The following is a 23,410-nucleotide window of genomic DNA, read 5'->3' as shown; positions in this document are numbered from 1 at the left end:
GCCCGCGCAGACATTGAAACCAGACATTGAAACATCAAAGCGCCGCATGAACCTGCGGCGCTTTTATTTGTTACAGAATGTCCGGGGTCACGTGGATCAAGGTCGGGACAGGTGCATCGAACGCCGCGCGAACCGCGCTCTGCATCTCAGCCAGAGATGAAGGGGCTGAGGCGCGCGCGCCAAAAGCCTCGGCCAGCTTGCAGAAGTCCGGGTTATGCGCCACCACTGCATTGGGCGCGATCTGGCTGCGGACCATGCTGTCTTCGATTTCTTTCAGTTTGCCATTGTCCCACAGGATGATCGGCAGCGACAAACCCAGTTCGACCGCAACACCCAGTTCCTGCATCGTATAGTGGAACCCGTAATCCCCGGCGATAACCGCAGTTGGTTTGCCGCGCCGTGCCACCGCGCCGCCAATTCCGGCCGGTAAACCATAGCCCAGCGTTCCGAACCCGGTCGGATGGTGCCAGTGATGCGGGTAGGCCATGTCCCACACCTCTTTCGCGACATAGGCGAATTGGGTCATGTCGGAATAGATCATGGTATCAGCGGGCATCGCGGCGCGCAGCGCATCGGCCACTGCTGCAATTCCGGGCCGTTCGGCATCCACCTCGGCCCGCCACCGGGCGCGGGTTTCGGATATTTCGTCGGGCGACCAGCCGGTTGCCGGTTTCAGGTTTTCGGTCGCCTGCCACAAGGCGCGGGCAAAGCTTTCGCTGTCGGTTTGCAGTTTGATCGCGGCGCGATGGTGGTCCGACAGGACTTCGGGATCAAGGTCAACGCGGATCAGCGTTGACGAATGCCCAAGGTCGCTGCGCCACAGATCGACCTCGCCCAATTCGGCGCCGACCGCGATGACCAGATCCGCCGAGGCGATAACCTCGGCGCTGCCTGGGCGCGGCAGCGACGCGCCGAAATCCAGCGGATAGTTTGCGCCCGGCAGCCCGCGCCCTGCATATGTAGTAAAACATGCAGCCCCAAGCTGTGTCAGAATCTGCCGCCAGTCGTTGGACTTGCAACCGCCCCCAAGAATGAACAGCGGCCTGCGCGCAAGGTTCAGCATCGAGACAACCGGCGATACGTCAGGCGGCAACGCCTTGGTGCGCAACGCAGGCTGGTTGGGGAAAGGTGCCGGGTCAGCCTCGGCCTGCAACTGCGCGATTGGCACTTGAATGTGCTTGGGGCGCGGGCGCGACAGCTCGAATTCTTCAAAGGCGCGTTCGACCAGCGCATAGGCGGCCTCGGCGGTGTTGGCCTGTGCCGACCAGTGTGCAACGGTTCCGGCCGCAAGGCGCTGGTCCTTCATCTGGTGCAACTGGCCGCGCAGCGCCTGTGTTTCATCAAGGCAGGACGACACCACCAGCATCGGCACCGAGTCGCTGTAGGCCTGCCCGATCGGCGTCATGATGTTGCACAGGCCGGGCCCGGTGATCACATAGGCAACCCCCGGCTTGCCGGTTGCGCGGGCATACCCATCGGCCATAAACCCCGCCCCCTGTTCGTGACGGGCCAGAACATGTTGGATGCCAGCCTCTTCCATGCCGCGATACATTTCCTGATTGTGAACGCCGGGTATACCAAAAATCACGTCCACGCCACGATCCTTGAGCATATGCGAAATCTGCGCGCCAAGGGGTCTTTTCATCAGCCTCTCCAGAATTGAACAGTGAAGATCGCGTAAACGGCCAACAGCTCGAGTCGCCCGACCAGCATCCCGATTGTCAGCAACCATTTAGCCGTGTCGTTGAGATTTGCGAAATTGCCCGCTGGTCCGATCTGATCGCCCAGACCGGGACCGACATTGGCCAGCGCGGTCGCTGCCCCGGAAACGGCTGTGATGAAGTCCAGGCCGGTCAGCGCCAGCGCCCAGGACAGCACGCCCATCGACAGGACGAAGAACATGAAAAAGCTCATCACCGAGGTCAGAATGCCCTGCCCCACGGGCCGCCCATCATAGAGCGGCACGAACACGCCATGCGGAGACCTGATCCGTTTGATCTGACTTTTGATCGAGGCGAATAGCAGCTGGTAGCGGAATATCTTGATCGAGCATGCGGTCGAACCCGCGCAGCCGCCAATCAGGCCGATCAGGAAGAACATCATGATCGGAAAGCTGCCCCAACCCATGTAATCGACACTGGCATAGCCGGTGCCCGAGATGATCGAGGTGATGTTGAACAGAGATTCCCGAAACGCCTGTTCCCAGTGATGCGGAAAGACCGATGTCAGGAAAATCGACATGATGATGACCAGAACCAGAATGGTCGCCAGAAACGCGCGAATTTGACTGTCTTTCCACAAGGACGCTGTATGGCCGTTTGCCAACTGGACATAGCGCACAAAAGGAAGCGCCGCCAATATCATGAACACCGACGCCGCATATTCGGCGGGGCCCGAAAAGGTTCCGAACGAGGCGTCATAGTTCGAGAACCCACCGGTCGAAAGCGTTGTCAACGCATGTACCAGCGCATCGAAAAAGTTCATTCCCAGACCGGCGTAAACCAGCGCGCAAACCAGTGTCAGGAAAACATAGATGAGCGAAATCTGACCCGCGATCTCTTGCGCGCGAGGCAGGATTTTACCCATTGTTTCAAAGCCTTCCGAGCGGAAGATCTGCATGCCGCCGACACGCAATTCGGGCAGGAACACCATGGCGACAACGATGATCCCGATACCCCCCAGCCATTGCAGGATACCACGCCACAGCAATAGCCCCTGCGGCAGGGTATCCAACCCGGAAATCACCGTTGAACCTGTTGTTGTCAGGCCGGACATCGCCTCGAAATACGCGTCGACAAAGCGCAGCTCGGTTTCACCGAACAGAAACGGAATTGCCCCAAACAGGGGCAGCGCCGCCCAAACACCGGTTGTCAACAGGAAGGTCTGGCGGATGGTCAGCCCTTCGCCCACACCGTTCGAGCAGCTCATCGCCAGAACGGTCCCGGTCAGCGTCGTGATAATGGCGCTTTCCAGAAATACCGGCCATTCGCCGCGCCCCTCGATCAGGTCCGCGAGCATAGGCAGCAGCATGGTCGCCCCAAGAATGGCGACCAGCAAGCCAATCACATATCCGACCGGGCGAAGATCCATCATGACGCGCAGGGTTGGCGTGCCAACCCGACCGTGTCAAGCAGATGATCCCGGTTTACCTGTCAGTTTTTGACATCTGTTCCGGGCATCACAGGCGGTTTGGACGGGGCGCGTGATTTTCGCGCCTGCGGTTTGCGCAGTTCCGTCGCCGGGGCTGGTTTCGCCTGCACCTTGGCCGGGGCAGGATCGGCCTGTGTCGGCCTGACCTGCGCTGCCTGAACAGGCGCCGGTGTCGCAGGGGCGGGCTTGGGCGTTACGGGCGACACGCTTTCGGTCGCAGGTGTCGCCGCGGATTCAACAGGTTTTACTGCTTTTTCATCACTAACCGCTGGTGTCGGTTTGGCTGCCGCCGGGGGTGCCGCCTTGGGCCGCGGGCTGGCTGAAAACTCGACCGGTTTGGCCGCCGGCTTGGCCGGTGCAGGTTTGCGGGCCAGCTTTTTCTTGGGCGTTGATGATTTCACCGGTACGCGTTTCGTGCGCGCCACGGCAGGTTTGGGTTTGGCCGCCGGTTTTTCCGCCGGAGCTTCCACCACTGGACCCGGTGCTGATGCTGCCAGATGCAGGGCGTGGACCGGCACCATCGGCAGTTCAAGCGCCGAACGGGTCATGATCTGTGCAATCTTGATCTGGTTGACGATCGCATAGCCAGCCATGCGTATAGCCGCGGCCTGAAGCTCCAGTGGTTGGGTAATCGGATTCATTCCATAGATCTCCTGTAAAAACGATGCAGCCAGAAGAGTGAGGGTAAAGCGCCCTGCCCGCTCGGGTGGTCCGGGCGGAGGTTGGGGTCTTGCAGTCCAAGGCGTCTCACGTCTCGGCTTCCTTTCGGGTGACACACCATTGAGCGCGCCGGTGTGCCGAAGCTGCATTCCCCGTCAGGATACAGGAGTTTTTCGCGCAATTGCAGCATTTTTGCTGCGCTGCGGCGAATGAGCGCCGATCAGGTAAATCTCTGATTAAATTCTAGCCACTTACCCGAGACGTTCAGCCAACGTGAAACAGGGTCGTGAACAGTTTCGGGTCAAGGCTGGACGCGGCGAAGGTTGGGCCTTCGGTTAGAATCGACACGGCGTCATGGCTGTGCAGGCTTTCCTGATGGCTTGCGACAACGCGAAAATCACCGACGTGATGATCTGCCAGCAACTCGGCACAAAACAGGCGCGCGGCATCTTCGACGAAGATCGGATTAGCTGCGTTCAATTCGGCAAAAGCCTGTTCATCTTCGCGCTTCACCATGACCTGCGTTTCCGTCGGAACCGCACGGCGGCACAGCGCAATCAGGTCTTCAAACCACAGGCAATCCGCATCGCAATCCACGACAACCGAAATCCGCGCGACGGAGCGCTGCGAATGCGGCGTCGCCAGCTGACCACGCATCGACCGGGCATGTTCGCTGAGTTCCAGCGAACAGGGGCAGGTCGAGGAATAGACATAGTCAAGGTGCATGATCTTCTGACGCACACCGTTCTGTTCGACCAGTTCCAGCGCGATATCGTAATACTGATACCCCTCAAGGCCCGAGCGCAGGCTTTTGATCCTGTCCGGGTAGGAAAAGCGCATCTGGATACGGGCGTCAAAGCTGTCCAGATCGGACATGTAATCGTCCAGGGCGGATTCCATGACCTCAAAGCTGAAGGTCCGTTCCGCATGTTTGTAGAAAGACCGCATGATCCGGGACATGTTGATGCCCTTTTTCTCGGCTTCAAGGCTGACGGTACCGGTGATCGAGGTTTCCAGCGTCAGGTCTTCGCCCTCTTTCCGGTGGAACCGGATCGGTAGGCGGAAGTTCGAAATACCCACATGTTGAATCTGCTGTTTGGCCCCTCGGATCAGGCTGGACGGGCCGTTCTGCAAATCCGGCAAGGATGCGCGGTACGCCGCATCGACGGTAAAGTCATCGGGGTAAGCGCGCGAAAAAGGCGGATAGTTGCCCGCTGCCAAACCGGGCAGCAGCCGGGCCACAGCCGGGTCAAGCTGGTTTATCTCGGCTTCCGAGGCAGATTTGGCCCATTGCCGCAGAACGTTCAAAGCCTCGGCGGCCTTGTCCCGATCCGGTTTTTCATCAATGTCGCGCGGGTGAACATTCATCAGCGGCGGTTCCTTGGTTGGTCGTCGGACTATATATGACTGATGGTCTATTACCAGTCTAACCCGATACGTCGGCAATAGCAGCCCGGATTGAAAAATCCGGCGCAAAACCGTCATCTCGCAACAGTTAGCGCCTTTTGAAGGTGGGAACAGCGGGTGGCACGCCTGTCAGCCGCCCGAAACAAAATGGCCGCGTGGGCAGGCAACCTGCCCCCCACGCACGAAAAGGGCGCGGGGGGCTTTGGTTTATTTCTGCGAGGCTTCCAACGCTTGCTGAATGTCGGCCAGCAAGTCACCGGCATCCTCAAGCCCGACGGAAAAGCGGATCAGGCCCGGTGTAATGCCCAGCTGGTCCTTCTGCGCGTCGCTGAGACGCTGGTGCGTTGTTGTCGCCGGGTGCGTCGCGATGGATTTGGCATCGCCCAGATTGTTCGAAATCACCGGGATGGTCATCGCGTTCAGGAAGGCAAACGCCGCATCCTTGCCGCCCTTGATGTCCAACGATAGCACAGTCCCGCCCTTGCCGCCCAACTGGGTCTGAACCAGTGCGTTCTGGGCGTGGGTTTTCAAACCGGGGTAAAGCGTCCGTTCCAATGCCGGGTGCCCTTCCAGCGCCTCGGCAATCTTTTGCGCGCTTTCGGCCTGTGCATTGACCCGCAGCGCCATCGTCTCAAGGCCCTTGAGCATGATCCACGCATTGAACGGGCTCAGCGCGCCGCCGGTATGCTTAAGATAGGGTTCAACGGTTCCTCGGATGAAGTCCTTGGTTCCGATGATCACACCGCCCAGCGCACGGCCCTGCCCATCGATATGCTTGGTCGCTGAATAGACGACCACATCCGCACCCTGCTGGATCGCGCGCGAGAACACCGGGGTCGAGAACACGTTGTCCACCACGACAACGGCTCCGACCGCATGGGCCAGATCGGCCACGGCGGCGATATCGATCACCTCAAGCGTGGGGTTCGACATGGATTCAAAGAAAACGGCCTTGGTGTCCGGGCGGATCGCAGCCTTCCACTGTTCCAGATCGGTGCCGTCAACAAAGGTCACGTCCACGCCATAGCGGCTCAGGATGTTTTCAAGGATATAGAGGCACGAGCCGAACAGCGCCTTGGCCGAAACGACATGGTCCCCGGCCTTCAGCATCGAGGTCAGCGCGCCGTTGACGGCGGCCATACCCGAGGCCGTCGCAAACGCATCTTCGCCGCCTTCCAGCGCCGCGATGCGCTGCTCGAACATGGACACGGTCGGGTTGCCGTAACGGGCATAGATGAACTCGTCCGGGCCACATTCCAGAAACCGGGCCTCGGCCTGTTCAGCGTTTTCGTAGACGAAACCCTGCGTCAGAAAAATCGCCTCGCTCACCTCGTTATACTGGCTGCGACGGATGCCGCCATGGACGGCTTGGGTGCGTTTGTTCCAGTTCTCGCTCATCTCAATCCTTTCAGCCTCGGGTGGAGGCAAACAAAAAACCCCAGACGCGGCCAAGCGAAAGGGGTCTTTCATCCTGACCTTTTAGCGGTGTTGTTTAGCGTGGCCCGCAATCCGGTAACAAATCGCCACGTAGCTTCAGGATCGCAATACGCCTCGGGCGGTTCTCGGTCAAGCCCGGCCTGCGGTTCGGTCACGCTTTCGTAAGCGGTACTTGCCGAACCGGCAGAAACCCGCATGATCCCCGTCAACATCAGGAGAACACATGGCTGACCCGATTGATCTGTATTTCTGGCCGACACCGAATGGCTGGAAAGTTTCCATCGCCCTGGAGGAGATGGAGCTGCCCTACACCACCCATCTGATCAATATCGGCAAGGGTGACCAGTTCGACCCCGGGTTCCTGAAGATCGCGCCCAACAACCGGATGCCCGCCATCGTCGATCCCGACGGGCCGGACGGCGCACCTATTTCGGTTTTCGAAAGCGGCGCGATCCTGATGTATCTGGCCCGCAAGACCGGGCGGTTCTATGGCAGGACCGAGCGCGACCGGATCGCGGTCGAGGAATGGCTGATGTGGCAGATGGGAGGCGTTGGCCCGATGGCGGGTCAGGCGCATCACTTCCTGAAATACGCCCCGCAACTGGACCCGCCACAGGACCTGCCCTATGCCAAGGACCGCTACCGCGCCGAGGTCGCGCGCCTGTACGGCGTACTGGACCGGCGGCTGGCCGAAAACGAGTATGTCGCGGGCGATTTCTATTCCATCGCCGACATGTCGATCTGGGGCTGGGCCAGCCTGTGGGAAGGCCAGCAGCAGGTGCTGGAGGACAAGCCGCACTTTGCCCGCTGGCTGGAGACCGTCAGCGCCCGCCCAGCCGTTCAGGCCGGACGCGCGTTGTATGCCGAGTTGCGAGGGGATCACCGGGACAAGCAGGCGCAGAGCGTTTTGTTCAAGCGGTAAGACTTATGGGCTGCTTTGAGGCCGTAGCTGACCTCTCTGTTTTCATCTATCATTCAACTGCCTATGAGGATGCCAGATGGAGGACGGGGGAAATATGCAAGATTTTGGCGAATTCGCAGCCCGCGAGCGCCTCGGCTGGGCCGACGAGAGCATTGTCTCCGCTTATGTAAGAAAGTTTGGCCCTGTCACGGACTATGCGGCCCAAGAGTTGATCAATCGTGGATCGCCAAAAGGAATGTCGGTTCTTGATTTATGTTGCGGTCAAGGCGCCTTGACCGCAATGCTTAGCGAGGCGGGTTCACGTGTTACTGGCTTAGACTTTTCGGAAGTAATGCTTGCCTTAGCAGCTGAGACCGCACCAGATGCTGTTCTTCAGCAAGGTGACGCCGCAGCACTTCCTTTCGCTGACGGCCAATTCGATCAGGTGGTCTGCAACTTTGGTATGATGCACTTACCTGAGCAACCGAAAGCGTTAGATGAAATCAACAGAGTGCTGCGTACCGGGGGCCGTTTCTTGATGGCAACTTGGGCGGCCCCAGATGTTTCTCCGGCATTCGGAACTGTGTTTGGAGCGATAAAGACGAATGCAGATTTTTCCGATGCCCCCCCTCAGCCGGACCTTTTCGCTTTTGCGCGGCCCGACGAAGCGAAGGCGATGATGCAGGCATCTGGCTTGCGCATGGTTTCCCATGAAAATGTCACGACGCATTGGCTCTTGGATGAACCGGGTGAATTATTCGATATTTTCCTAACGGCAACGGTTGCGGCATCCCAGCTTATCAAGGGTCAGAAGCCGGAAGTGATTGAAGCAATTCGGGATCAAGTAACCGATGCGGTAAGCGCTATTTTCCGCGACAAGAATATATATCGCGTACCAGTGGCCATCGCGATCGTGCAGGCAGAGGCTGAATAGCAGCCGTTATTCTGTCGAAGTCCGTTTTGTCCCGCAAAGCGGACTAACCCTCTCCCCCACACCAAAACATCCTGTATCCCCGGAATATCCTCGATCCTTTCCGCGATCGCATTGGTTACCTAGTTTGCCCTCTGAATCCTGCCCTGCAACGCCCCCGGCGGCGGATCCTTGGCGCCGGGCGACCTGTCAGCGAAACTGGAATTCAGGTTCCGCGGGGAAAGACATGGAAATTCCTGTCCAGTGCCCATTGCGCAGCCTTGCAACGTTCCGCCCGTCAACACGCATCCGGGTCGTCAGGACAAATGCGGCCTGCCCTTTGCGCGCCCCGGCTTTCTGGGCTGCGCCGTCAGAACGCTCGGCCCTGTCGAACAGCATCCCATCGGGTTTTGCCGACCGCCGGGACCGAAAGTTCGGAACCAAATGCGGCTTTCGATCCGTTTCGTCAGACGAGCGCGACGCCTCAATCCGCTTGAGTTGCTGCAACTCTGACCGAAGCCTTTTTGCAGTCTCAGCCTGTCTGCGTTCGAAGGAATAAGCGCTTAGCGCCTCATCGATCATTCGGGCGGTATGAACATATCCCGCTGAACGCGTGAGTTCCGAGAGCTCTGCCAGACGGTCGGAAATCCGGCTTTCGTCCCGTGAGACGGTTTTTTCGAGCGATCCTTGGTGTGTTGCGTTGGGCATCCGAACTGACTCTGAAAAGACGTTGAGTGATGCGCAATCCGGCCCGAGCTTTGACGCAAGCCGATGCGCAAAGATGCGTGTCACTACGCGCCCGGCGCCGGAGAGTCGACCATCCCGCGTTCAAGTGGCGGAAAAGCGCCTTAAACGCGCATTTGAGGCAAAGAAAACATATCGCCCGTTCTTCAGGCGCGGGTTTGCGGCACTGCGATGGACTATGTCGGATTGATCCGCACGACAGATCTAACCCTGCCCCTGCACCAGCAGGTCCAGCATGTCCGAGATATCCTCGATCTCTTCCGCGATTACATGGGTCACCGAATGCGCCCGCTGCATCCGGCCTGTCACCTTCAGCAACCGCCCCGAGATCACCGCACGGCGGAAGCGTTCGTAGATTTTGCGCCAGACCACCACGTTGACGACCCCGGTCTCATCCTCAAGCGTCAGAAAGATCACGCCTTTGGCCGTCCCCGGCCGCTGCCGCAGGATCACCAGCCCGGCCACGGCCACACGCGCCCCTTCGGGCGGGGCCTCCAGCTGGGCGGAGGGCAAACAGGACGGCGGTCGCGGCCAGTCCCGGTTTGAAACCGCGCGGTGAAAAGGGGCAATAAGCATAGGAACAAAAATAGAACAAAAATACAGGAAAGTCCAGACACGGCGTAAGGAGTCGCAAATGAGGCTGGAAACACCTAACTCCCTTCACTAAGGAAGGTTTCGAACATCGCAAAAGGAAGACGCACGCAATGGCAAAGATCACCTATGTCGAGCATGGCGGTACCGAGCACACTGTCGAGGTCGCCAACGGACTGACCGTCATGGAAGGGGCCCGTGACAACAATATTCCCGGCATCGAGGCCGATTGCGGCGGTGCCTGCGCCTGCTCGACCTGCCATGTCTATGTCCACCCCGACTGGGTCGAGAAGATCCCGGCCAAGGACGACATGGAAGAAGACATGCTGGATTTCGCCTATGAGCCCGACCCGGCCCGCTCGCGCCTGACCTGCCAGATCAAGGTGACCGACGCGCTGGACGGCCTGATTGTCCAGATGCCCGAAAAGCAGATCTGATGCCCAACAAAGCGCCGCGTCAGCCCGCCCGCCTGTGGCAATGTCGGGTGCGCAGCGCTTTGCTCCCTATTGGCCTGTGGTGCGCGCTGCCAATCGCCGTCGCGGCGGATACCATCACCGACGCCCGCTTCGCGGAACCAACCACGCGATACGCGCATGGCGTTTTGGGTGACAATATCGAATACGGCGCGCTAGAACTTGTGGTCAATGACACAGTCGTAACGGTTCGCCTGCCACAGGACCGTGTATTCGAAGACCTCGCGCCGCGTCTGGCAGACATCGACAGGGACGGCGCGGTTGAAACAATTGTCGTTGAAACGCAGGACACAACCGGCGCTCAGCTTGCGATCTACAACGCCGCTGGAGAAAAAATCGCAGCCACACCTCATATCGGCGCACGATTCCGCTGGCTCGCCCCGGTCGGTGCTGCTGATCTGGATGGTGACGGCAATATCGAGATCGCCTATATCGATCGCCCCCACCTGGCCAAAACCCTGCGCATCTGGCGCTTCAAAGATGGTGGACTGACCGAAATCGCTGCTCTGCCCGGCCTGACCAACCACAAGATCGGTGAGGATTTCATTTCCGGCGGCCTGAGGAGCTGTGGCGACCATCCCGAAATGATCCTCGCCAGCGCAGACTGGTCGCGGATCATCCGTGTTTCCTATCAGGATGGCTGGCATCTGACGGACCTCGGTCCGCTCAAACAGCGCGACAATCTCACATTAGCCTTGAATTGCTGATCCGCTTCTTCATCTGGCCATAAATATCCTGAGGGGATGAGCGGTTGAAAGGCCGAGGGGGGCAAAGCCCCCTGCCCGATCATCCCTCCAAAGCACGCCAGCCGATATCGCTGCGATAGAACCCTTCGGGCCAATCCACGGCATCAACCATCTGGTACGCCCGGTCGCGCGCCTCTTGCAGCGTTTTTCCGCGCGCGGTCACGTTCAGAACGCGCCCGCCGACGGCCTGCACCTGCCCCGCAGCCTCGCTTGTGCCCGCATGAAACACCATATTGCTGCTGTCCTCGGGCAAGCCGTCCAATCCTTTGATGACCGTGCCCTTCTCGTAGGTTCCCGGATAACCTTTGGCCGCCATCACGACCGTCATCGCGTGATCATCGGCCCAGTTGACCCGCATCTCGCCCAGCCGCCCTTCGGCGGTGGCATGCAACAGGTCCATCGCCTGCGCGCCCAGACGCATCATCAGGACCTGACATTCCGGGTCCCCAAAACGGACGTTGAATTCCACAAGGCGCGGCTGGCCGTCCTTGATCATCAGCCCCGCATAGAGAATTCCCTGAAACGGCGTGCCCCGGCGCTTCATCTCGGCAATGGTGGGGCGCACGATCTCTTCCATCGCACGCGCTTCAACTTCCGCGCTCAGAACCGGCGCGGGAGAATAGGCACCCATCCCCCCGGTGTTCAGGCCCGTGTCACCATCACCCACCCGCTTGTGGTCTTGTGCCGTGCCGATGGACAGGATGTCTTGGCCGTCGCACAGAACAAACAAAGACGCTTCTTCGCCGTCCATAAACTCTTCGATCACGACCTCGGCCCCCGCGCCACCAAAGGCACCGCCGAACATGTCGTCAATGGCGTCAAGCGCCGTGTCTTCGTCCATGGCCACGATCACGCCCTTGCCCGCGGCCAGACCATCGGCCTTGACCACGATGGGCGCTCCCTGTTCGCGGATATAGGCCTTGGCGGGTTCGGGCGCGGTGAACCGCGCATAGGCAGCGGTGGGCGCATGTGCCGCGTCACAGATTTCCTTGGTAAAGCTTTTTGAGGCTTCCAGCCGGGCCGCTTCGGCGGACGGTCCGAAAACCAGCACCCCGGCTTCGCGCAGGCGATCCGCCACTCCGGCGGCCAAGGGGGCCTCGGGGCCGACAATCACGAAATCAATCGCGTTTTCCTCGGCAAAGCTGACAACGGCCCCGCCGTTTTCGATATCCAGAGCGGCACAATCCGCGATCTGAGCGATCCCGGCATTGCCCGGCGCCACGATCAGACGGTCGCATTTGGGGTTTTGCATCACCGCCCAGGCCAGGCTGTGTTCGCGCCCGCCGCTGCCGAGAATAAGGATGTTCATGGGGTCGTCTCCGATCTGCTTGGCCTCGCCTGCGCGGCGTTCTAAGCTGGGTGAGCATTTGAAACAAGGCGCTGAAATGTCCGACCTGCTTGATGACCCGATTCCGGGCCAAAACACCCCTGAATACACGGTTTCCGAGGTCTCGGGCGAGGTGAAGCGCACGCTGGAAGGCGCGTTCGGGCGAATCCGCGTGCGCGGCGAAGTCGGGCGCGTGTTCAAGGCCCGGTCCGGGCACCTGTACTACGACATCAAGGACGACCGAAACGTTTTGGCCTGCACGACATGGAAAGGTCAGGTTTCCAGCCTCTCGGTCGTGCCAGAGGAAGGGCTGGAGGTAGTCGTCACCGGTCGCCTGACCGCTTTTGGCGCGCAATCCAAATACAACCTGAATGTCGATGAAGTTGCGGTCGCTGGTCAGGGCGCGCTCATGGCCTTGCTGGAAAAGCGCAAGAAACAGCTTGAGGCCGAAGGTTTGTTTGCGCCCGAGCGCAAGAAGCCCCTGCCGTATCTGCCACAGATCATCGGCGTCGTGACATCGCCTTCGGGCGCGGTGATCCGTGACATTCTGCACCGGCTTCGGGACAGGTTCCCGCGCAAGGTGCTGATCTGGCCGGTGGCCGTGCAGGGCGCAAACTGCGCCCCCGAGGTTTCCCGCGCCATCGAAGGGTTCAACCAGTTGACACCCGGTGGCGCGCTGCCCCGTCCTGACCTGATCATCGTGGCCCGTGGCGGTGGGTCGATCGAAGATCTTTGGGGCTTCAACGAAGAGAGTGTCGCGCGCGCCGCCGCCGCATCAGACATACCGCTGATTTCGGCCGTTGGGCATGAAACCGACACGACCCTGATCGATTTCGTCTCGGACCGCCGCGCGCCAACACCCACAGCTGCGGCAGAGCTGGCCGTGCCGGTCCGCATCGAACTGCTCGCCTGGACCGGCGAGCAAGGCGCCCGCTTGTCGCGCGCGGCAACGGACGCGGTGCAGCGCCGTTCGCAAAGGCTGCGCGATTTGTCCCGCGCCCTGCCGCGCCCGGACAGCCTGTTGAACTCCCCCCGGCAACGCCTTGATTTGATTGCGGATCGCTTGACCCCGGCTTTGACACGAGGAGTGCAAAACCGTCGCCTGCAAGTGGTGGAACTGTCGGCCCATCTGCGCCCGTCAACTCTGCGCACTCTGGTCTCGGCCCGGCAGGAATCACTGCGCAACCTGTCGTCGCGCCTGTCCCTGCGCCCGCTTCAACGCGAGATCGGCCAGCACGCGCAAAACCTTGCCCGGCTTGCTGATCGGATGAACGCGGCGCAGACCACGCGGCTGGATCGTCTGAAACATCAGCTTGAGGCCACCGACCGCCTGCGCGAAACGCTCAGCTACAAGGCGACGCTGGAACGCGGATATGCCGTGGTCCGCGCAGATGGGAATGTCATCACGACCAAAGCCGAGGCCGCAAAACATACAGCGCTGGACATCGAATTCGCCGATGGCATCCTTGGCGCCGGGACAGCCGCAAAGCAGCCCAACCGGAAATCCAAACCGGATGCACCAGATCAGGGATCGTTGTTCTAAGCCATGTTGACAATCTGGGGCCGCAAAACGTCATCGAATGTTCAGGCCCTGATGTGGTGCGTCGGAGAGCTGGATCTGCGCTTTCATCGCCACGATGCAGGGCACAGGTTCGGCGGGCTGGACACCGATGCCTTTCGCAAGTTGAACCCGAACGGCACCATCCCAGTACTACAGGATGACAATCACCCACCGCTGTGGGAGACCGGCGCAATCCTGCGCTATCTGGCGAATGCCTATGGCGGGAATACGTTCTGGCCACGCGACCCGGTCCAGCAGGCCGAAGTCGACAAATGGGCGGAATGGGCCAAGATCAACGTTGCGATGGGTTTCACAGTGCCCGTGTTCTGGCAGGTTGTGCGGACCGCCCCGGCAGAGCAGGACCAACACGCGATTGAACAGGCTGTTGCCGCGCTGGATAGAAAACTGGCACTTGCCGATACTCGACTGTCAGAAAACACCTACCTGTGCGGGCCCGATCTGACGCTGGCCGATATTCAGCTGGGACATATCCTTTATCGCTATTACGACATCGGCATATCCCGCGCGGTCCTGCCCAACCTGCGGCGCTATTACGATAAGCTGACAGAAAGACCTGCATATCAGGAGCATGTCATGCTCAGCTATGATGAGCTTCGAGTGACCTAGTCAGACCCCGACATCGGGGCCATAACACACCATTTCTTCCCCGATATCTTCCGCCTCGTACAGCTCGGTCGCCTGCGGGTCGCCTTCAAACTGCGCGACAAGGCCACCGCCAGATCGCGTAAAGACCCAGCATTGCGGGTCAAACCGGTCTTCGTAGATGAAACAAATCTGCTCTTCCTGCTGATACCATACACCTTCCTTGCAATCGCCATCCAGAAAAGACCAGATCACGCGGCGGTTGGGCAAATAACGTTCGACCCCGTAGACCTGCCCTTCGAACCCGTAAAACAGGGTCTTGCCCTGCGTATAGGTGTCGAATTCGGGGCCGGACAAAGGGGTCTGGGCCGCAGCGGGCGGCGTGGCAAAGCAGGCGAGAATCATCAGCGCTCGGAACATATGCCCATTGTGTCAGATGCGATCCCGCTATGCCATTCACCCTTTGGCCAGGGCTTGGGGAAACACGCTTAACTCAACGTAAGCGCTTGATTATATGCCGCGCTCGGGATGAAGGTATTCGAAAACCGCGGTGAGGTGAAATGACAACCCTTCTCTTCTGGATCGCCCTTGGCTGCGCATTGGGATACCTGCCCCTGACGGCCCGACCAGCCAGTTCCTTGCGCACTGTGCTGAAAACCACCTCGGTCGCCGCGCTGGCAGTCATTGCGGTTCTGCAAGGCAGCCCATGGATGCTTGCCGTTGCGCTTGCCCTGTGCGCAACCGGGGACGCGCTGTTGTCGCGTGAAACGGATGCCACGTTCATGGCCGGCATTGCCGCTTTTGCCGCCGGGCATCTGGCCTATATCGCCCTGTTCCTGTCGCATCCTGCCAGCTCCGCCAGCCTGATCTGGGATGCCCCCGCGATCGTGTGGTCTCTGGTCATTCTGGGCATTGTCATGGCCACACTGCTTGCCCCCCGCGCCGGAGACCTGAAAGGCCCTGTTCTGGCCTATATCCCGATCATCCTTGGCATGGGGATCACCGTGCTGGCGCTGCCCCAGACAGGTGCACTGCGATGGGCGTTCCCGGCTGCAATCACCTTCATCGCATCTGATCTGATCCTTGCTACGGAAAAGTTCCTGCTGCCTGCGAACCACCCCGCCCACAAGCTGACGCCCTATCTGATCTGGCCGCTCTATTGGGGGGCGCAATTTGGTTTCGTCTTTGCTTTTGCGTGACCCTTTGCAACTGCCGCAAATCCGCATTAGGTGAAAGGAACACCTGCGGAGACCAAATATGGCGTTTTTCTCAAAGCTAAAGGACAAGTTGTTCAAATCCTCATCCCGCCTCGAACAGGGGCTGGACGCCATCGTCGAGGATGGTGGAGAGGAAACCGCCGCACCCGACCCTGTCCTCCCCGAACCTGAGCCCGAACCGCAACCGGTTCCCGAAATCCCGACCCCTGAACCGGCGCAGGAACCGGCTGAACAACCTGCCCCCGCCCCGGCGGATCCCACACCAGCTGCCCCGCCACCAGAAATCCCTGAACCCAAAGGCATCCTGAACCGCTTGTTCAGCCGTGGCAGCGCTGCCACAGAAATACGCCGCACGCTGGATGACGACATGCTCGAGCAACTCGAAGAGCTGCTGATCGCTTCTGACATGGGCGTCGACACCGCCCTGCGTGTCACCTCGAACATGGCCGAGGGGCGCTTTGGGCGAAAACTCTCGACCCGGGAAATCAAACAGTTGCTGGCGCAGGAAGTGGCCCGCGTGATGGAGCCCGTGGCCAGGCCCCTGCCGATCTATCCCAAACGCCCGCAAGTGGTGCTGGTCGTCGGCGTCAACGGCTCGGGCAAGACCACGACCATCGGCAAACTGGCCAGCCAGTTCAAGCAGGCCGGCAAAAAAGTCGTCATAGCCGCCGGTGACACCTTTCGCGCTGCGGCCGTCGAACAGCTGCAAGTCTGGGGCGACCGCGCCGGGGTTCCGGTTCTGACCGCGCCCGAGGGCTCGGACCCCGCCAGCCTCGCCTTTGACGCGCTGACCCGGGCTCAGGCCGAAGGCGCGGATCTGCTGATGATCGATACCGCCGGACGCCTGCAAAACCGCACCGACCTGATGGAGGAACTGGCCAAGATCGTCCGCGTCATCCGCAAGGTTGACGAGACCGCACCGCACAACACCTTGCTGGTCCTTGACGCCACCACAGGTCAGAACGCGCTGAGCCAGGTGGAAACCTTTCGCAAGCTGGCCGATGTCTCGGGCCTGATCATGACCAAGCTGGACGGAACCGCCAAGGGCGGTGTGCTGGTCGCGCTGGCCGACAAGTTCGGCCTGCCGATCCATGCAATCGGGGTGGGAGAACAGATCGATGACCTTGCCCCCTTCGATCCCGAAGAATTCGCCGCCGCCCTGACCGGGCTCGACAAGGGCTGATCCGCCACTTCATCTGGCCCCAAATATCCTCGGGGGTGTGGGGGCAGACAGCCCCCTCCCCTCTCCGCCCTACAAAAGGTCTGCGTATTTGAGCGACTGGCTGATCTCACTTGAAGGCACCGAAGCCGGTCACCAACTGGCGCTGGCACTGGCGTTGATGGCCGCCTTCCTGCACGCCGCGTTCGGGGCGCTGCAGAAAGGCCGTCATGATCCATGGCTGTCCCGCGGTGCCATTGACGCCAGCTATGGTCTGATGGCCGCCCCGTTTGCCTTTTTCGTGGTGCCCTGGCCTGAACCTCATATGTGGCCGATCTTCGCCCTCGTCTGGCTGATCCACATTGCCTACAAGACGCTGCAGGCCGCGGCGTACACCAAAGGGTCCTACACGGTCGTCTATCCCGTCGTGCGCGGGACAGGCCCGCTGTTTACGGTCATTGGTGCCTATCTTCTGTTCGGTGAAACATTCTCGACCGTGCAGTGGCTGGGCGTCGCAACCCTGCTGGCCGGGATATTCGGCCTGGCCGCCTATAATTTCCGGTTTCTTGAAACCAACCGGGACACGCTGGGGATTGCGCTGGTCCTGGCGATCATCACGGGGCTGTTTGTCGCCCTTTACACCACCTATGACGCCTATGGCATACGCGCCACCGCCGACCCGTTCACATTTCTGGCCTGGTTCTTCATGATCGACGGCGCGGCGATGCCGGTCTACGCCTTCCTCAGATGGCGCGCGATGACACATCGCCCTGCGCCCGGCCCACTGATGCTGCGGGGTCTGGCCGGCGGCATCATCGCGCCTTTGTCCTTTGGGTCGATCATGCTGGCCACGCGGCTGGACAAAGTCGGCGAAGCCGCCGTGCTGCGCGAAACCTCAACCGTCTTTGCGGCGCTGATCGGCTGGCTTGTCCTGAAGGAAACCGTTGGCCCAAGACGCATTGCATTGATGGCATTGATTGCACTCGGCGCCGTAATAGTTGAAATGGGCGGGTAAGCAGCAGGACATACCGATGACAGCCAAAAAAGACATCAACCCATTTCTGAAACAGGCGTTGGAGCTTGGCCCTCCGCTGGCCTTCTTCTTCATCTACCTGCGCTTGCGTGATGACAGCTTTCTGATCGGTGGCACCGAATATTCCGGCTTTATCATCGCGACGATTATCTTCGTCCCCCTGATGCTGGGGGCAATGGGTATCCTGTGGTACCTCACCGGCCAACTTAGCCGGATGCAGATTTTCACGGCCTTCATGGTCATTTTCTTCGGCGGCCTGACCGCATGGTTCAATGACGAGCGGTTTTTCAAGATGAAAACCACGCTTGTCTATGGCCTGTTCGCCCTGATCCTTGGCATCGGGTTGCTGCAAAAGAAATCTTATCTGGCCTATGTATTGGATGAAATGCTGCCGATGAAGCACGAAGGCTGGATGATTCTGACACGCCGCCTTTGCGCCTGTTTCGCTGTTCTGGCCGCGGCAAACGAGTTTGTCTGGCGCACCATGTCGACCGACCTTTGGGTCAAGATCGAAACCTTCGGATTTCCCATTGCGCTGATGGCCTTCCTGATGCTGCAATTCAGCATCCTGCAACGCTATATGGACGACCCGGAACAGAAATAGCTGTTCTGACGTCGCCATACCTGCAAAATCAAACAAAATTCTTGGCTTAGCCGCCGAGCTATGGGAAGTTGTGTCACCACCCACACTCACACCTTGCCCAAGATCGGTGTATACATGACGGCCTTTCCCACCAGCGGCTTCCTTTCCGAAGCCTCCGACGGGCTTAGAGAGATGCTTTCGGCGCAGGCGACCGACATCTCGCTGGCTCAAGGAGAAACCCTTTTCGAACAAGGCGATGAAGGGGATTCGCTTTATGCCATTCTGGCAGGCACGCTTGAAGTGTCCTTTCTGGCGATGAGCGGTCGAAAGCTGACGCTGACGCTGATGCGCCCAGGTGAAGTTTTTGGCGAGATTGCGCTGTTTGACAACGGCCCGCGCACGGCAACCATTGCGGCGGCCGAGCCATCGCGCGTCCTGCGTGTGCGTCGCAATGACGTCATGAACCAGATCAGAAAACAGCCTGATCTTGCCGTGGATCTGATCCGGTTGGCCGGGGTGCGCATGCGATGGATGGGGTTGCAGCTGAACGAGCAGGTCTTTTTGCCCATGCCCATTCGATTGGCCCGAAAGCTGTTGCATCTGTCGGAATTGCAGGACGACCCAACGCAGCGCATCACCTTGTCGCAGAGCGAACTGGCCGAATTTGTCGGGGCCACACGCGAGGCCGTTTCCAAGACGATCTCGATCTGGAAACGCGACAATATTGTCGAATCCTCGCGCGGCGGATTGCTGATTCAGGATTTCGACGCTTTGCGGGATCTGGCCGATTCCGAACTTATCTGACCCAGTGTGATCTGGTTCACATACGAAGAGGTCGGCGTTGACCTAAGGTGAAGTTGTTACCGTAGGAGGTCAGAGAATCATCCCCGATATCTGTCCACTGATCTCTCCCTGTATCTGAGCCATACGCAATTACCGCGTATGGCTCATTTTCTTTTTGCATGCCTCTTCAGGTGTTCAGGCAATGAAAAAGGCCGGGTGCTTGTCCCGGCCTTTTCTAATCACTCTTCCAGGCTTAGCGCCACAAATCGCGGCTCGCCCCCCCTGCGGACCAAAAGCAGCAGGGATTTCCGCCCAGCCTCTCGCGATTGGTCCATTCGGGCCTCCAGATCCGCGATGGTTTCCACCTTTTGCTGTCCCGCTTCCGTAATCAAGTCACCCGCGCGCAACCCTTTCGCGTAGGCTTCAGACGCTTCGTCGACATTCGAAATCACCAGACCTTCGGCATCTGCATCCAATCCCATATCCGCGCGCAGCGTATCTGTGAGCGGGGAGATGGTCAGCCCGAGAATATCGGCGTTTTCTTCGACCGGAGCATCTTGCGTTTCTTCTTCGTCATCTTCTTTGCTTTCTGCGTCTTCGCGGCGTCCCAGCGTGACCAGAATTGTCTGCGTGCCGCCATCGCGATGCACAATGACCCGGACAGCTTTGCCGACTTCTGTTTCGCCAACCTGACGGACCAGACCACGGGTGTCTTCGACTTCGACACCGTCAAAGCTGATGATCACGTCGCCTGCTTTCAGACCGGCCTCCTGGGCGGGGCCTTCAGGAACATCGCTGATCAGCGCGCCGCCGGGCTTTTCCAGCCCCATGGCCTCGGCCATGTCCTCGGTCACGTCCTGAATGCGGACACCCAGCCAGCCGCGCCGGGTTTCACCAAACTCGCGCAGCTGATCGACAACCTTCACTACCACGTTCGACGCCATCGAAAAGCCGATGCCGATCGAGCCACCGTTGGGCGAGAGGATGGCGGTGTTCACGCCGATCACTTCGCCGTCCATGTTGAACAACGGACCGCCCGAGTTGCCCCGGTTGATCGCCGCATCCGTCTGGATGTAGTCGTCATAAGATCCGCTGAGCGCCCGGTTGCGGGCGGATACGATACCAGCGGATACAGAAAAGCCCTGACCAAGCGGGTTGCCCATGGCAATAACCCAATCACCCACACGCGCCACGTCGCTGTCGCCGAATTGCACGTATTTCAAGGGGCCGGACGCTTCGACCTTGAGCAGCGCGATATCGGTTTTCTCATCGGTTCCGATGACCTTGGCCACCAGTTCTTTTTTGGGCTGCCCGTCGCCGGGGAAGAATTCTATGAGGATTTCATCAGCTTCCGCAATGACGTGATTGTTGGTGACAATAAAGCCATCCTCGGAGATCACAAAACCCGACCCAAGGGCGTTGCTGCGTCGGGGCGGGCCGTTGTCATTGCCGCCGTTGCGATCCTGAAACTCGCGAAAGAAATCCTCGAACGGAGACCCCTCGGGCACGATGCCCTGCGGACCTGTCTGACCTTCGATCAGGGTGCTTGTGGTGATGTTCACCACGGCCGGGCTGATCTTTTCGGCCAAGGGCGCCAGGCTTTCGCCTCTGGCCTGAGCGGAAACCGACTGCGCCAGCACAAGCAGCGTACCGGCAAAGGCCAGCCACAACAGCCGCATCCAAACACTCACGTCGTCCCACCGGACGGATAAACTGCGCGCTTTCGCTTGCACTTGAGCTCTCCTTGTCGACAATCTTGCCAAGGCCTGTTTCGGCCTTTCTTAGTTTCCAATGTAGTCAGTTTAACCCGGTGAGCAACTCGGGATCGCAGGGAAATCACCCGCACGTGAAACCGCCCCGTCAAAAGCCCAGTTGATATGCCCCCCAGAGCAGGATCAAACCGCTGACAACACAAAGCAACCCGGCCAGACGCCGGGCCTGTTCGGGCATGGCGCGCAACGCCTCCAGCATCCGCTCGATAAGCGAAGGGGCCAGCGCATAGGCCAGCCCCTCGACAATCAGTACCAGCCCGAAGGCCAGAAGGATCATGCCCATCATTCGGACGGCGCCGCCACCGGTGCCCGCCGACCTGATGGCGAACTGAGGTAGTTGAAGAAGTCCGAATCCGGGCTTAGCACCAACGAGCTGTTTCCGCCCTGAAGCGCATTTTCATAGGCTGACAGAGAGCGGTAGAACTCAAAGAACTCGGGGTCTGCTCCGTAGGCATCCGCAAAGATCGCGTTGCGTTCGGCGTCGGCCTCACCGCGAACAATTTCAGATTCGCGACGGGCATCCGACACCAGTTCCACCACTGTACGATCGGCTTGCGCGCGGATACGCTGTGCAGCTTCCTCACCACGGGCCACTTCATCTGCCGCTTCACGCTCGCGTTCGGCACGCATACGCGCAAAGGTGGCTTCGAGGTTGGCTTGCGGCAGGTCAGTGCGTTTGAGCCGGACGTCGATCACTTCAAGACCCAGATCACGCGCTTCGGTAATGGCCCCATTGCGGATGCGCAGCATCAGCGCCGCCCGATCCGAGCTGAGGATATCGTTCGAGCTGACGGAACCCAGAACTTCGCGTGTTTTCGCCCGCAAAATGGAATCCAGCCGCTGTTCTGCGGTATCGATGCCGCCCGCACCCACCGCTTCGCGGAACTGGCGCACATCGGTAATCCGATAGCGTGCAAACGCGTCAACCACCAGACGACGGTCATCCAGAGGTGTCACCTCCAGTGGTCCGACCTCGCGGCTCAGAATACGGTCGTCATAGCGGACGACTTCCTGAATGACCGGAATCTTGAACGCAAGACCCGGATCTTCCTTGACATCAATGACGCGACCGAATTGCAGAACCAGTGCTTTTTCCCGTTCGTCGACGATGAAGATCGACGATAGCGCAGCCACCACAAGAACAAAAATGACAGGCAGAACAAAAGTTGATTTACGCATCTTTTAGTTCCCCTCGCCCGAGTTGCGGCGCAATTCGTTCAGCGGCAGATACGGGACCACGCCCTGCCCCTGCCCACCGGCATTCTCATCCAGAATGATCTTGTTTACGTCGCCAAGGACCTGCTCCATCCGCTCAAGATACAGACGCTTGCGCGTCACGTCCGGCGCTTTGGCGTATTCCGCCAAAACCGCGCTGAAGCGGCTGGCCTCACCCTGTGCCTCATTCACGACCTGGGCGCGATAGGCTTCGGCTTCTTCCAGAACCTGCGCCGCTTCACCACGGGCACCGGCGAGAACCCGGTTGGCATAGGCATCAGCCTGCTTTTCAAGCCGGTCACGTTCCTGACCCGCTGACTGTACCTCACGGAATGCGTCCTTGACCGGTTCTGGCGGGTCGGCACCATCAAAGTTCACACGAACAATATTGATGCCTGAACTATAGCTGTCGAGCGTGGATTGGATCAGTTCCTCAAGCCGTTCAGCGATAACCGCACGGTCGCGGTTCAGGATCGGCGCAAGCGAAGACTGCGCGATAATTTCGCGCATCGCGGATTCCGAAACCGCCTGAATCGTTTGTCTGGGATCACGCAGGTTGAAGAGGAAATCTGCCGGATTCGAGATGTTCCAGACCACCTGAAAATCGATATCGACGATGTTTTCATCGCCCGTCAGCATCAGACCCGCATCGCTTCCACGACCACCCGAGCCGATAGTTTCCGTCTGTTCGACCTTCACCGGAATAACTTCGGCCGTCACAACCGGCCATGGGGCAAAGTTGAGACCTTCTGTACCGATCCCCGAGAAGCGGCCAAACAGCAGTTCAACTGATTGCTCTTCGGGTTTGACCGTATAGGCGCTGGCCACGCCCCACATCACCAGAGCGGCGACGCCGCCCAAAAGCAGGGTGCCCTTGGTAAAGGCCGGGCCACCGCCGCCACCCGAGCCATTGGTACCACGGCCACCGCCACCACGACCGCCCATGAGGACGCGCAGCTGTTCCTGGCCTTTTTTCATCAGTTCGTCGATCTCGGGGATATGCGGGCCATCGCTTTCGGGGGGCTTGCGCCCGTCCCCGTTGTTACCCCGATTTCCTCCGCCACCGGATGAGCCTCCGCCCCCCCAGGGGCCTCCGCTATTGCCCGCCATATGTATCTTTTCCTTCGTTTTGGACCGT

General features: G+C 59.6%; 24 protein-coding genes and 1 riboswitch. Of the genes, 11 read left to right on the top strand and 13 right to left on the bottom strand.

All coding sequences use genetic code 11. The features are described from left to right. Positions 1-70: 70 nt before the first annotated feature. From ACR0BZ_RS03140 to metZ, 5 genes are all read right to left on the bottom strand, one after another. The gene (locus tag ACR0BZ_RS03140) at positions 71-1,645 is read right to left on the bottom strand and encodes a 5-guanidino-2-oxopentanoate decarboxylase (protein WP_480919427.1); all 1,575 of its coding nucleotides are present in this window, start codon (positions 1,643-1,645) and stop codon (positions 71-73) included. Then, a complete protein-coding gene (locus ACR0BZ_RS03135) occupies positions 1,645-3,093 on the bottom strand; it encodes a TrkH family potassium uptake protein (protein WP_480481441.1) in 1,449 nt (482 codons plus the stop codon). The genes ACR0BZ_RS03140 and ACR0BZ_RS03135 overlap by 1 nt, the downstream gene beginning before the upstream one ends. A 59-nt stretch (positions 3,094-3,152) precedes the next feature. Further along, on the bottom strand, positions 3,153-3,791 hold the full coding sequence (locus ACR0BZ_RS03130) for a hypothetical protein (RefSeq protein WP_480919426.1): 639 nt from the start codon (positions 3,789-3,791) through the stop codon (positions 3,153-3,155). 283 nt (positions 3,792-4,074) lie between these two features. Continuing rightward, positions 4,075-5,178: a GTP cyclohydrolase FolE2 gene (gene folE2 / locus ACR0BZ_RS03125; RefSeq protein ID WP_480481445.1), complete on the bottom strand. Its 1,104-nt coding sequence runs from the start codon at positions 5,176-5,178 to the stop codon at positions 4,075-4,077. Positions 5,179-5,424: 246 nt separating this feature from the next. Further along, a complete protein-coding gene (gene metZ, locus ACR0BZ_RS03120) occupies positions 5,425-6,615 on the bottom strand; it encodes an O-succinylhomoserine sulfhydrylase (protein WP_480919425.1) in 1,191 nt (396 codons plus the stop codon). 61 nt (positions 6,616-6,676) lie between these two features. Beyond that, positions 6,677-6,754: riboswitch (SAM riboswitch) on the bottom strand. 123 nt (positions 6,755-6,877) lie between these two features. On the opposite strand from metZ, the gene ACR0BZ_RS03115 reads away from it, so the two are divergent. Beyond that, positions 6,878-7,576, top strand: a complete 699-nt coding sequence (locus ACR0BZ_RS03115) for a glutathione S-transferase N-terminal domain-containing protein (protein ID WP_480493443.1) — start codon at positions 6,878-6,880, stop codon at positions 7,574-7,576. 76 nt (positions 7,577-7,652) lie between these two features. Continuing rightward, positions 7,653-8,489 carry a class I SAM-dependent methyltransferase gene (locus ACR0BZ_RS03110; RefSeq protein WP_480919424.1) on the top strand — a complete coding sequence of 279 codons (837 nt, stop codon included), beginning with the start codon at positions 7,653-7,655 and terminating at the stop codon, positions 8,487-8,489. A gap of 186 nt (positions 8,490-8,675) precedes the next feature. Here the strand turns inward: ACR0BZ_RS03110 and ACR0BZ_RS03105 are convergent, their stop codons facing one another. Together ACR0BZ_RS03105 and ACR0BZ_RS03100 are read right to left on the bottom strand one after the other, a co-directional pair. Continuing rightward, positions 8,676-9,173 (bottom strand): hypothetical protein, encoded by a 498-nt coding sequence (locus ACR0BZ_RS03105; RefSeq protein ID WP_480919423.1) that lies wholly within the window; start codon positions 9,171-9,173, stop codon positions 8,676-8,678. Positions 9,174-9,413: 240 nt separating this feature from the next. After that, entirely contained in the window at positions 9,414-9,785 is a 372-nt protein-coding gene (locus ACR0BZ_RS03100) for an OB-fold nucleic acid binding domain-containing protein (RefSeq protein ID WP_480919422.1), read from the bottom strand. Positions 9,786-9,913: 128 nt separating this feature from the next. Between ACR0BZ_RS03100 and ACR0BZ_RS03095 the strand changes: the two genes are divergently transcribed. Then, on the top strand, positions 9,914-10,237 hold the full coding sequence (locus tag ACR0BZ_RS03095; RefSeq protein ID WP_209504265.1) for a 2Fe-2S iron-sulfur cluster-binding protein: 324 nt from the start codon (positions 9,914-9,916) through the stop codon (positions 10,235-10,237). After that, positions 10,237-10,980, top strand: a complete 744-nt coding sequence (locus ACR0BZ_RS03090; protein ID WP_480919421.1) for an FG-GAP repeat domain-containing protein — start codon at positions 10,237-10,239, stop codon at positions 10,978-10,980. Before ACR0BZ_RS03095 ends, ACR0BZ_RS03090 begins: the two co-directional genes overlap by 1 nt. A gap of 79 nt (positions 10,981-11,059) precedes the next feature. Here the strand turns inward: ACR0BZ_RS03090 and purD are convergent, their stop codons facing one another. Further along, entirely contained in the window at positions 11,060-12,328 is a 1,269-nt protein-coding gene (gene purD / locus ACR0BZ_RS03085; protein ID WP_480919420.1) for a phosphoribosylamine--glycine ligase, read from the bottom strand. A gap of 76 nt (positions 12,329-12,404) precedes the next feature. Between purD and xseA the strand changes: the two genes are divergently transcribed. Both xseA and ACR0BZ_RS03075 read left to right on the top strand, forming a co-directional pair. Continuing rightward, positions 12,405-13,889, top strand: coding sequence for an exodeoxyribonuclease VII large subunit (gene xseA, locus ACR0BZ_RS03080; protein ID WP_480919419.1), 1,485 nt, complete (start codon positions 12,405-12,407; stop codon positions 13,887-13,889). A gap of 3 nt (positions 13,890-13,892) precedes the next feature. Beyond that, positions 13,893-14,534 (top strand): glutathione S-transferase family protein, encoded by a 642-nt coding sequence (locus tag ACR0BZ_RS03075; protein ID WP_480919418.1) that lies wholly within the window; start codon positions 13,893-13,895, stop codon positions 14,532-14,534. Here ACR0BZ_RS03075 and ACR0BZ_RS03070 read toward each other — a convergent pair whose 3' ends face one another. After that, a complete protein-coding gene (locus ACR0BZ_RS03070) occupies positions 14,535-14,930 on the bottom strand; it encodes a hypothetical protein (RefSeq protein ID WP_480831762.1) in 396 nt (131 codons plus the stop codon). It lies immediately after the preceding gene. A 140-nt stretch (positions 14,931-15,070) separates the two neighbouring features. On the opposite strand from ACR0BZ_RS03070, the gene ACR0BZ_RS03065 reads away from it, so the two are divergent. The 5 genes from ACR0BZ_RS03065 (at position 15,071) to ACR0BZ_RS03045 (ending at position 19,306) form a co-directional block, all read left to right on the top strand. Beyond that, positions 15,071-15,709, top strand: a complete 639-nt coding sequence (locus ACR0BZ_RS03065; protein WP_480919417.1) for a lysoplasmalogenase family protein — start codon at positions 15,071-15,073, stop codon at positions 15,707-15,709. Positions 15,710-15,767: 58 nt separating this feature from the next. After that, complete coding sequence (ftsY, locus tag ACR0BZ_RS03060) at positions 15,768-16,910, top strand: signal recognition particle-docking protein FtsY (RefSeq protein ID WP_480919416.1); 1,143 nt, start codon at positions 15,768-15,770, stop codon at positions 16,908-16,910. An 88-nt stretch (positions 16,911-16,998) separates the two neighbouring features. Continuing rightward, positions 16,999-17,901: an EamA family transporter gene (locus tag ACR0BZ_RS03055; RefSeq protein WP_480476492.1), complete on the top strand. Its 903-nt coding sequence runs from the start codon at positions 16,999-17,001 to the stop codon at positions 17,899-17,901. A 16-nt stretch (positions 17,902-17,917) separates the two neighbouring features. Beyond that, positions 17,918-18,523, top strand: coding sequence for an inner membrane-spanning protein YciB (locus tag ACR0BZ_RS03050; protein ID WP_480919415.1), 606 nt, complete (start codon positions 17,918-17,920; stop codon positions 18,521-18,523). Positions 18,524-18,637: 114 nt separating this feature from the next. Beyond that, complete coding sequence (locus tag ACR0BZ_RS03045; protein WP_480919414.1) at positions 18,638-19,306, top strand: Crp/Fnr family transcriptional regulator; 669 nt, start codon at positions 18,638-18,640, stop codon at positions 19,304-19,306. 218 nt (positions 19,307-19,524) lie between these two features. On the opposite strand, the gene ACR0BZ_RS03040 is transcribed toward ACR0BZ_RS03045, so the two are convergent. The 4 genes from ACR0BZ_RS03040 to hflK form a co-directional block, all read right to left on the bottom strand. Next, on the bottom strand, positions 19,525-21,018 hold the full coding sequence (locus tag ACR0BZ_RS03040; protein ID WP_480919413.1) for a Do family serine endopeptidase: 1,494 nt from the start codon (positions 21,016-21,018) through the stop codon (positions 19,525-19,527). 127 nt (positions 21,019-21,145) lie between these two features. Beyond that, complete coding sequence (locus ACR0BZ_RS03035; protein WP_267363999.1) at positions 21,146-21,340, bottom strand: DUF2065 domain-containing protein; 195 nt, start codon at positions 21,338-21,340, stop codon at positions 21,146-21,148. Continuing rightward, positions 21,340-22,236 carry a protease modulator HflC gene (hflC, locus tag ACR0BZ_RS03030; RefSeq protein WP_480919412.1) on the bottom strand — a complete coding sequence of 299 codons (897 nt, stop codon included), beginning with the start codon at positions 22,234-22,236 and terminating at the stop codon, positions 21,340-21,342. Before hflC ends, ACR0BZ_RS03035 begins: the two co-directional genes overlap by 1 nt. 3 nt (positions 22,237-22,239) lie before the next feature. Then, entirely contained in the window at positions 22,240-23,382 is a 1,143-nt protein-coding gene (gene hflK / locus ACR0BZ_RS03025) for an FtsH protease activity modulator HflK (RefSeq protein ID WP_267363979.1), read from the bottom strand. Between the last annotated feature and the right edge of the window lie 28 nt (positions 23,383-23,410).

It is taken from the genome of Ruegeria sp. P8, assembly GCF_056534665.1.
This window is presented reverse-complemented; position numbering and strand designations above follow the sequence as displayed.

Bases quoted from the DNA above. Each gene is read 5' to 3' on its own strand.
- ACR0BZ_RS03140 (WP_480919427.1), bottom strand. From the start codon at position 1,645: ATGAAAAGACCCCTTGGCGCGCAGATTTCGCATATGCTCAAGGATCGT.
- ACR0BZ_RS03135 (WP_480481441.1), bottom strand. From the start codon at position 3,093: ATGATGGATCTTCGCCCGGTCGGATATGTGATTGGCTTGCTGGTCGCC.
- ACR0BZ_RS03130 (WP_480919426.1), bottom strand. From the start codon at position 3,791: ATGAATCCGATTACCCAACCACTGGAGCTTCAGGCCGCGGCTATACGC.
- folE2 (WP_480481445.1), bottom strand. From the start codon at position 5,178: ATGAATGTTCACCCGCGCGACATTGATGAAAAACCGGATCGGGACAAG.
- metZ (WP_480919425.1), bottom strand. From the start codon at position 6,615: ATGAGCGAGAACTGGAACAAACGCACCCAAGCCGTCCATGGCGGCATC.
- ACR0BZ_RS03115 (WP_480493443.1), top strand. From the start codon at position 6,878: ATGGCTGACCCGATTGATCTGTATTTCTGGCCGACACCGAATGGCTGG.
- ACR0BZ_RS03110 (WP_480919424.1), top strand. From the start codon at position 7,653: ATGGAGGACGGGGGAAATATGCAAGATTTTGGCGAATTCGCAGCCCGC.
- ACR0BZ_RS03105 (WP_480919423.1), bottom strand. From the start codon at position 9,173: ATGCCCAACGCAACACACCAAGGATCGCTCGAAAAAACCGTCTCACGG.
- ACR0BZ_RS03100 (WP_480919422.1), bottom strand. From the start codon at position 9,785: ATGCTTATTGCCCCTTTTCACCGCGCGGTTTCAAACCGGGACTGGCCG.
- ACR0BZ_RS03095 (WP_209504265.1), top strand. From the start codon at position 9,914: ATGGCAAAGATCACCTATGTCGAGCATGGCGGTACCGAGCACACTGTC.
- ACR0BZ_RS03090 (WP_480919421.1), top strand. From the start codon at position 10,237: ATGCCCAACAAAGCGCCGCGTCAGCCCGCCCGCCTGTGGCAATGTCGG.
- purD (WP_480919420.1), bottom strand. From the start codon at position 12,328: ATGAACATCCTTATTCTCGGCAGCGGCGGGCGCGAACACAGCCTGGCC.
- xseA (WP_480919419.1), top strand. From the start codon at position 12,405: ATGTCCGACCTGCTTGATGACCCGATTCCGGGCCAAAACACCCCTGAA.
- ACR0BZ_RS03075 (WP_480919418.1), top strand. From the start codon at position 13,893: ATGTTGACAATCTGGGGCCGCAAAACGTCATCGAATGTTCAGGCCCTG.
- ACR0BZ_RS03070 (WP_480831762.1), bottom strand. From the start codon at position 14,930: ATGTTCCGAGCGCTGATGATTCTCGCCTGCTTTGCCACGCCGCCCGCT.
- ACR0BZ_RS03065 (WP_480919417.1), top strand. From the start codon at position 15,071: ATGACAACCCTTCTCTTCTGGATCGCCCTTGGCTGCGCATTGGGATAC.
- ftsY (WP_480919416.1), top strand. From the start codon at position 15,768: ATGGCGTTTTTCTCAAAGCTAAAGGACAAGTTGTTCAAATCCTCATCC.
- ACR0BZ_RS03050 (WP_480919415.1), top strand. From the start codon at position 17,918: ATGACAGCCAAAAAAGACATCAACCCATTTCTGAAACAGGCGTTGGAG.
- ACR0BZ_RS03045 (WP_480919414.1), top strand. From the start codon at position 18,638: ATGACGGCCTTTCCCACCAGCGGCTTCCTTTCCGAAGCCTCCGACGGG.
- ACR0BZ_RS03035 (WP_267363999.1), bottom strand. From the start codon at position 21,340: ATGGGCATGATCCTTCTGGCCTTCGGGCTGGTACTGATTGTCGAGGGG.
- hflC (WP_480919412.1), bottom strand. From the start codon at position 22,236: ATGCGTAAATCAACTTTTGTTCTGCCTGTCATTTTTGTTCTTGTGGTG.
- hflK (WP_267363979.1), bottom strand. From the start codon at position 23,382: ATGGCGGGCAATAGCGGAGGCCCCTGGGGGGGCGGAGGCTCATCCGGT.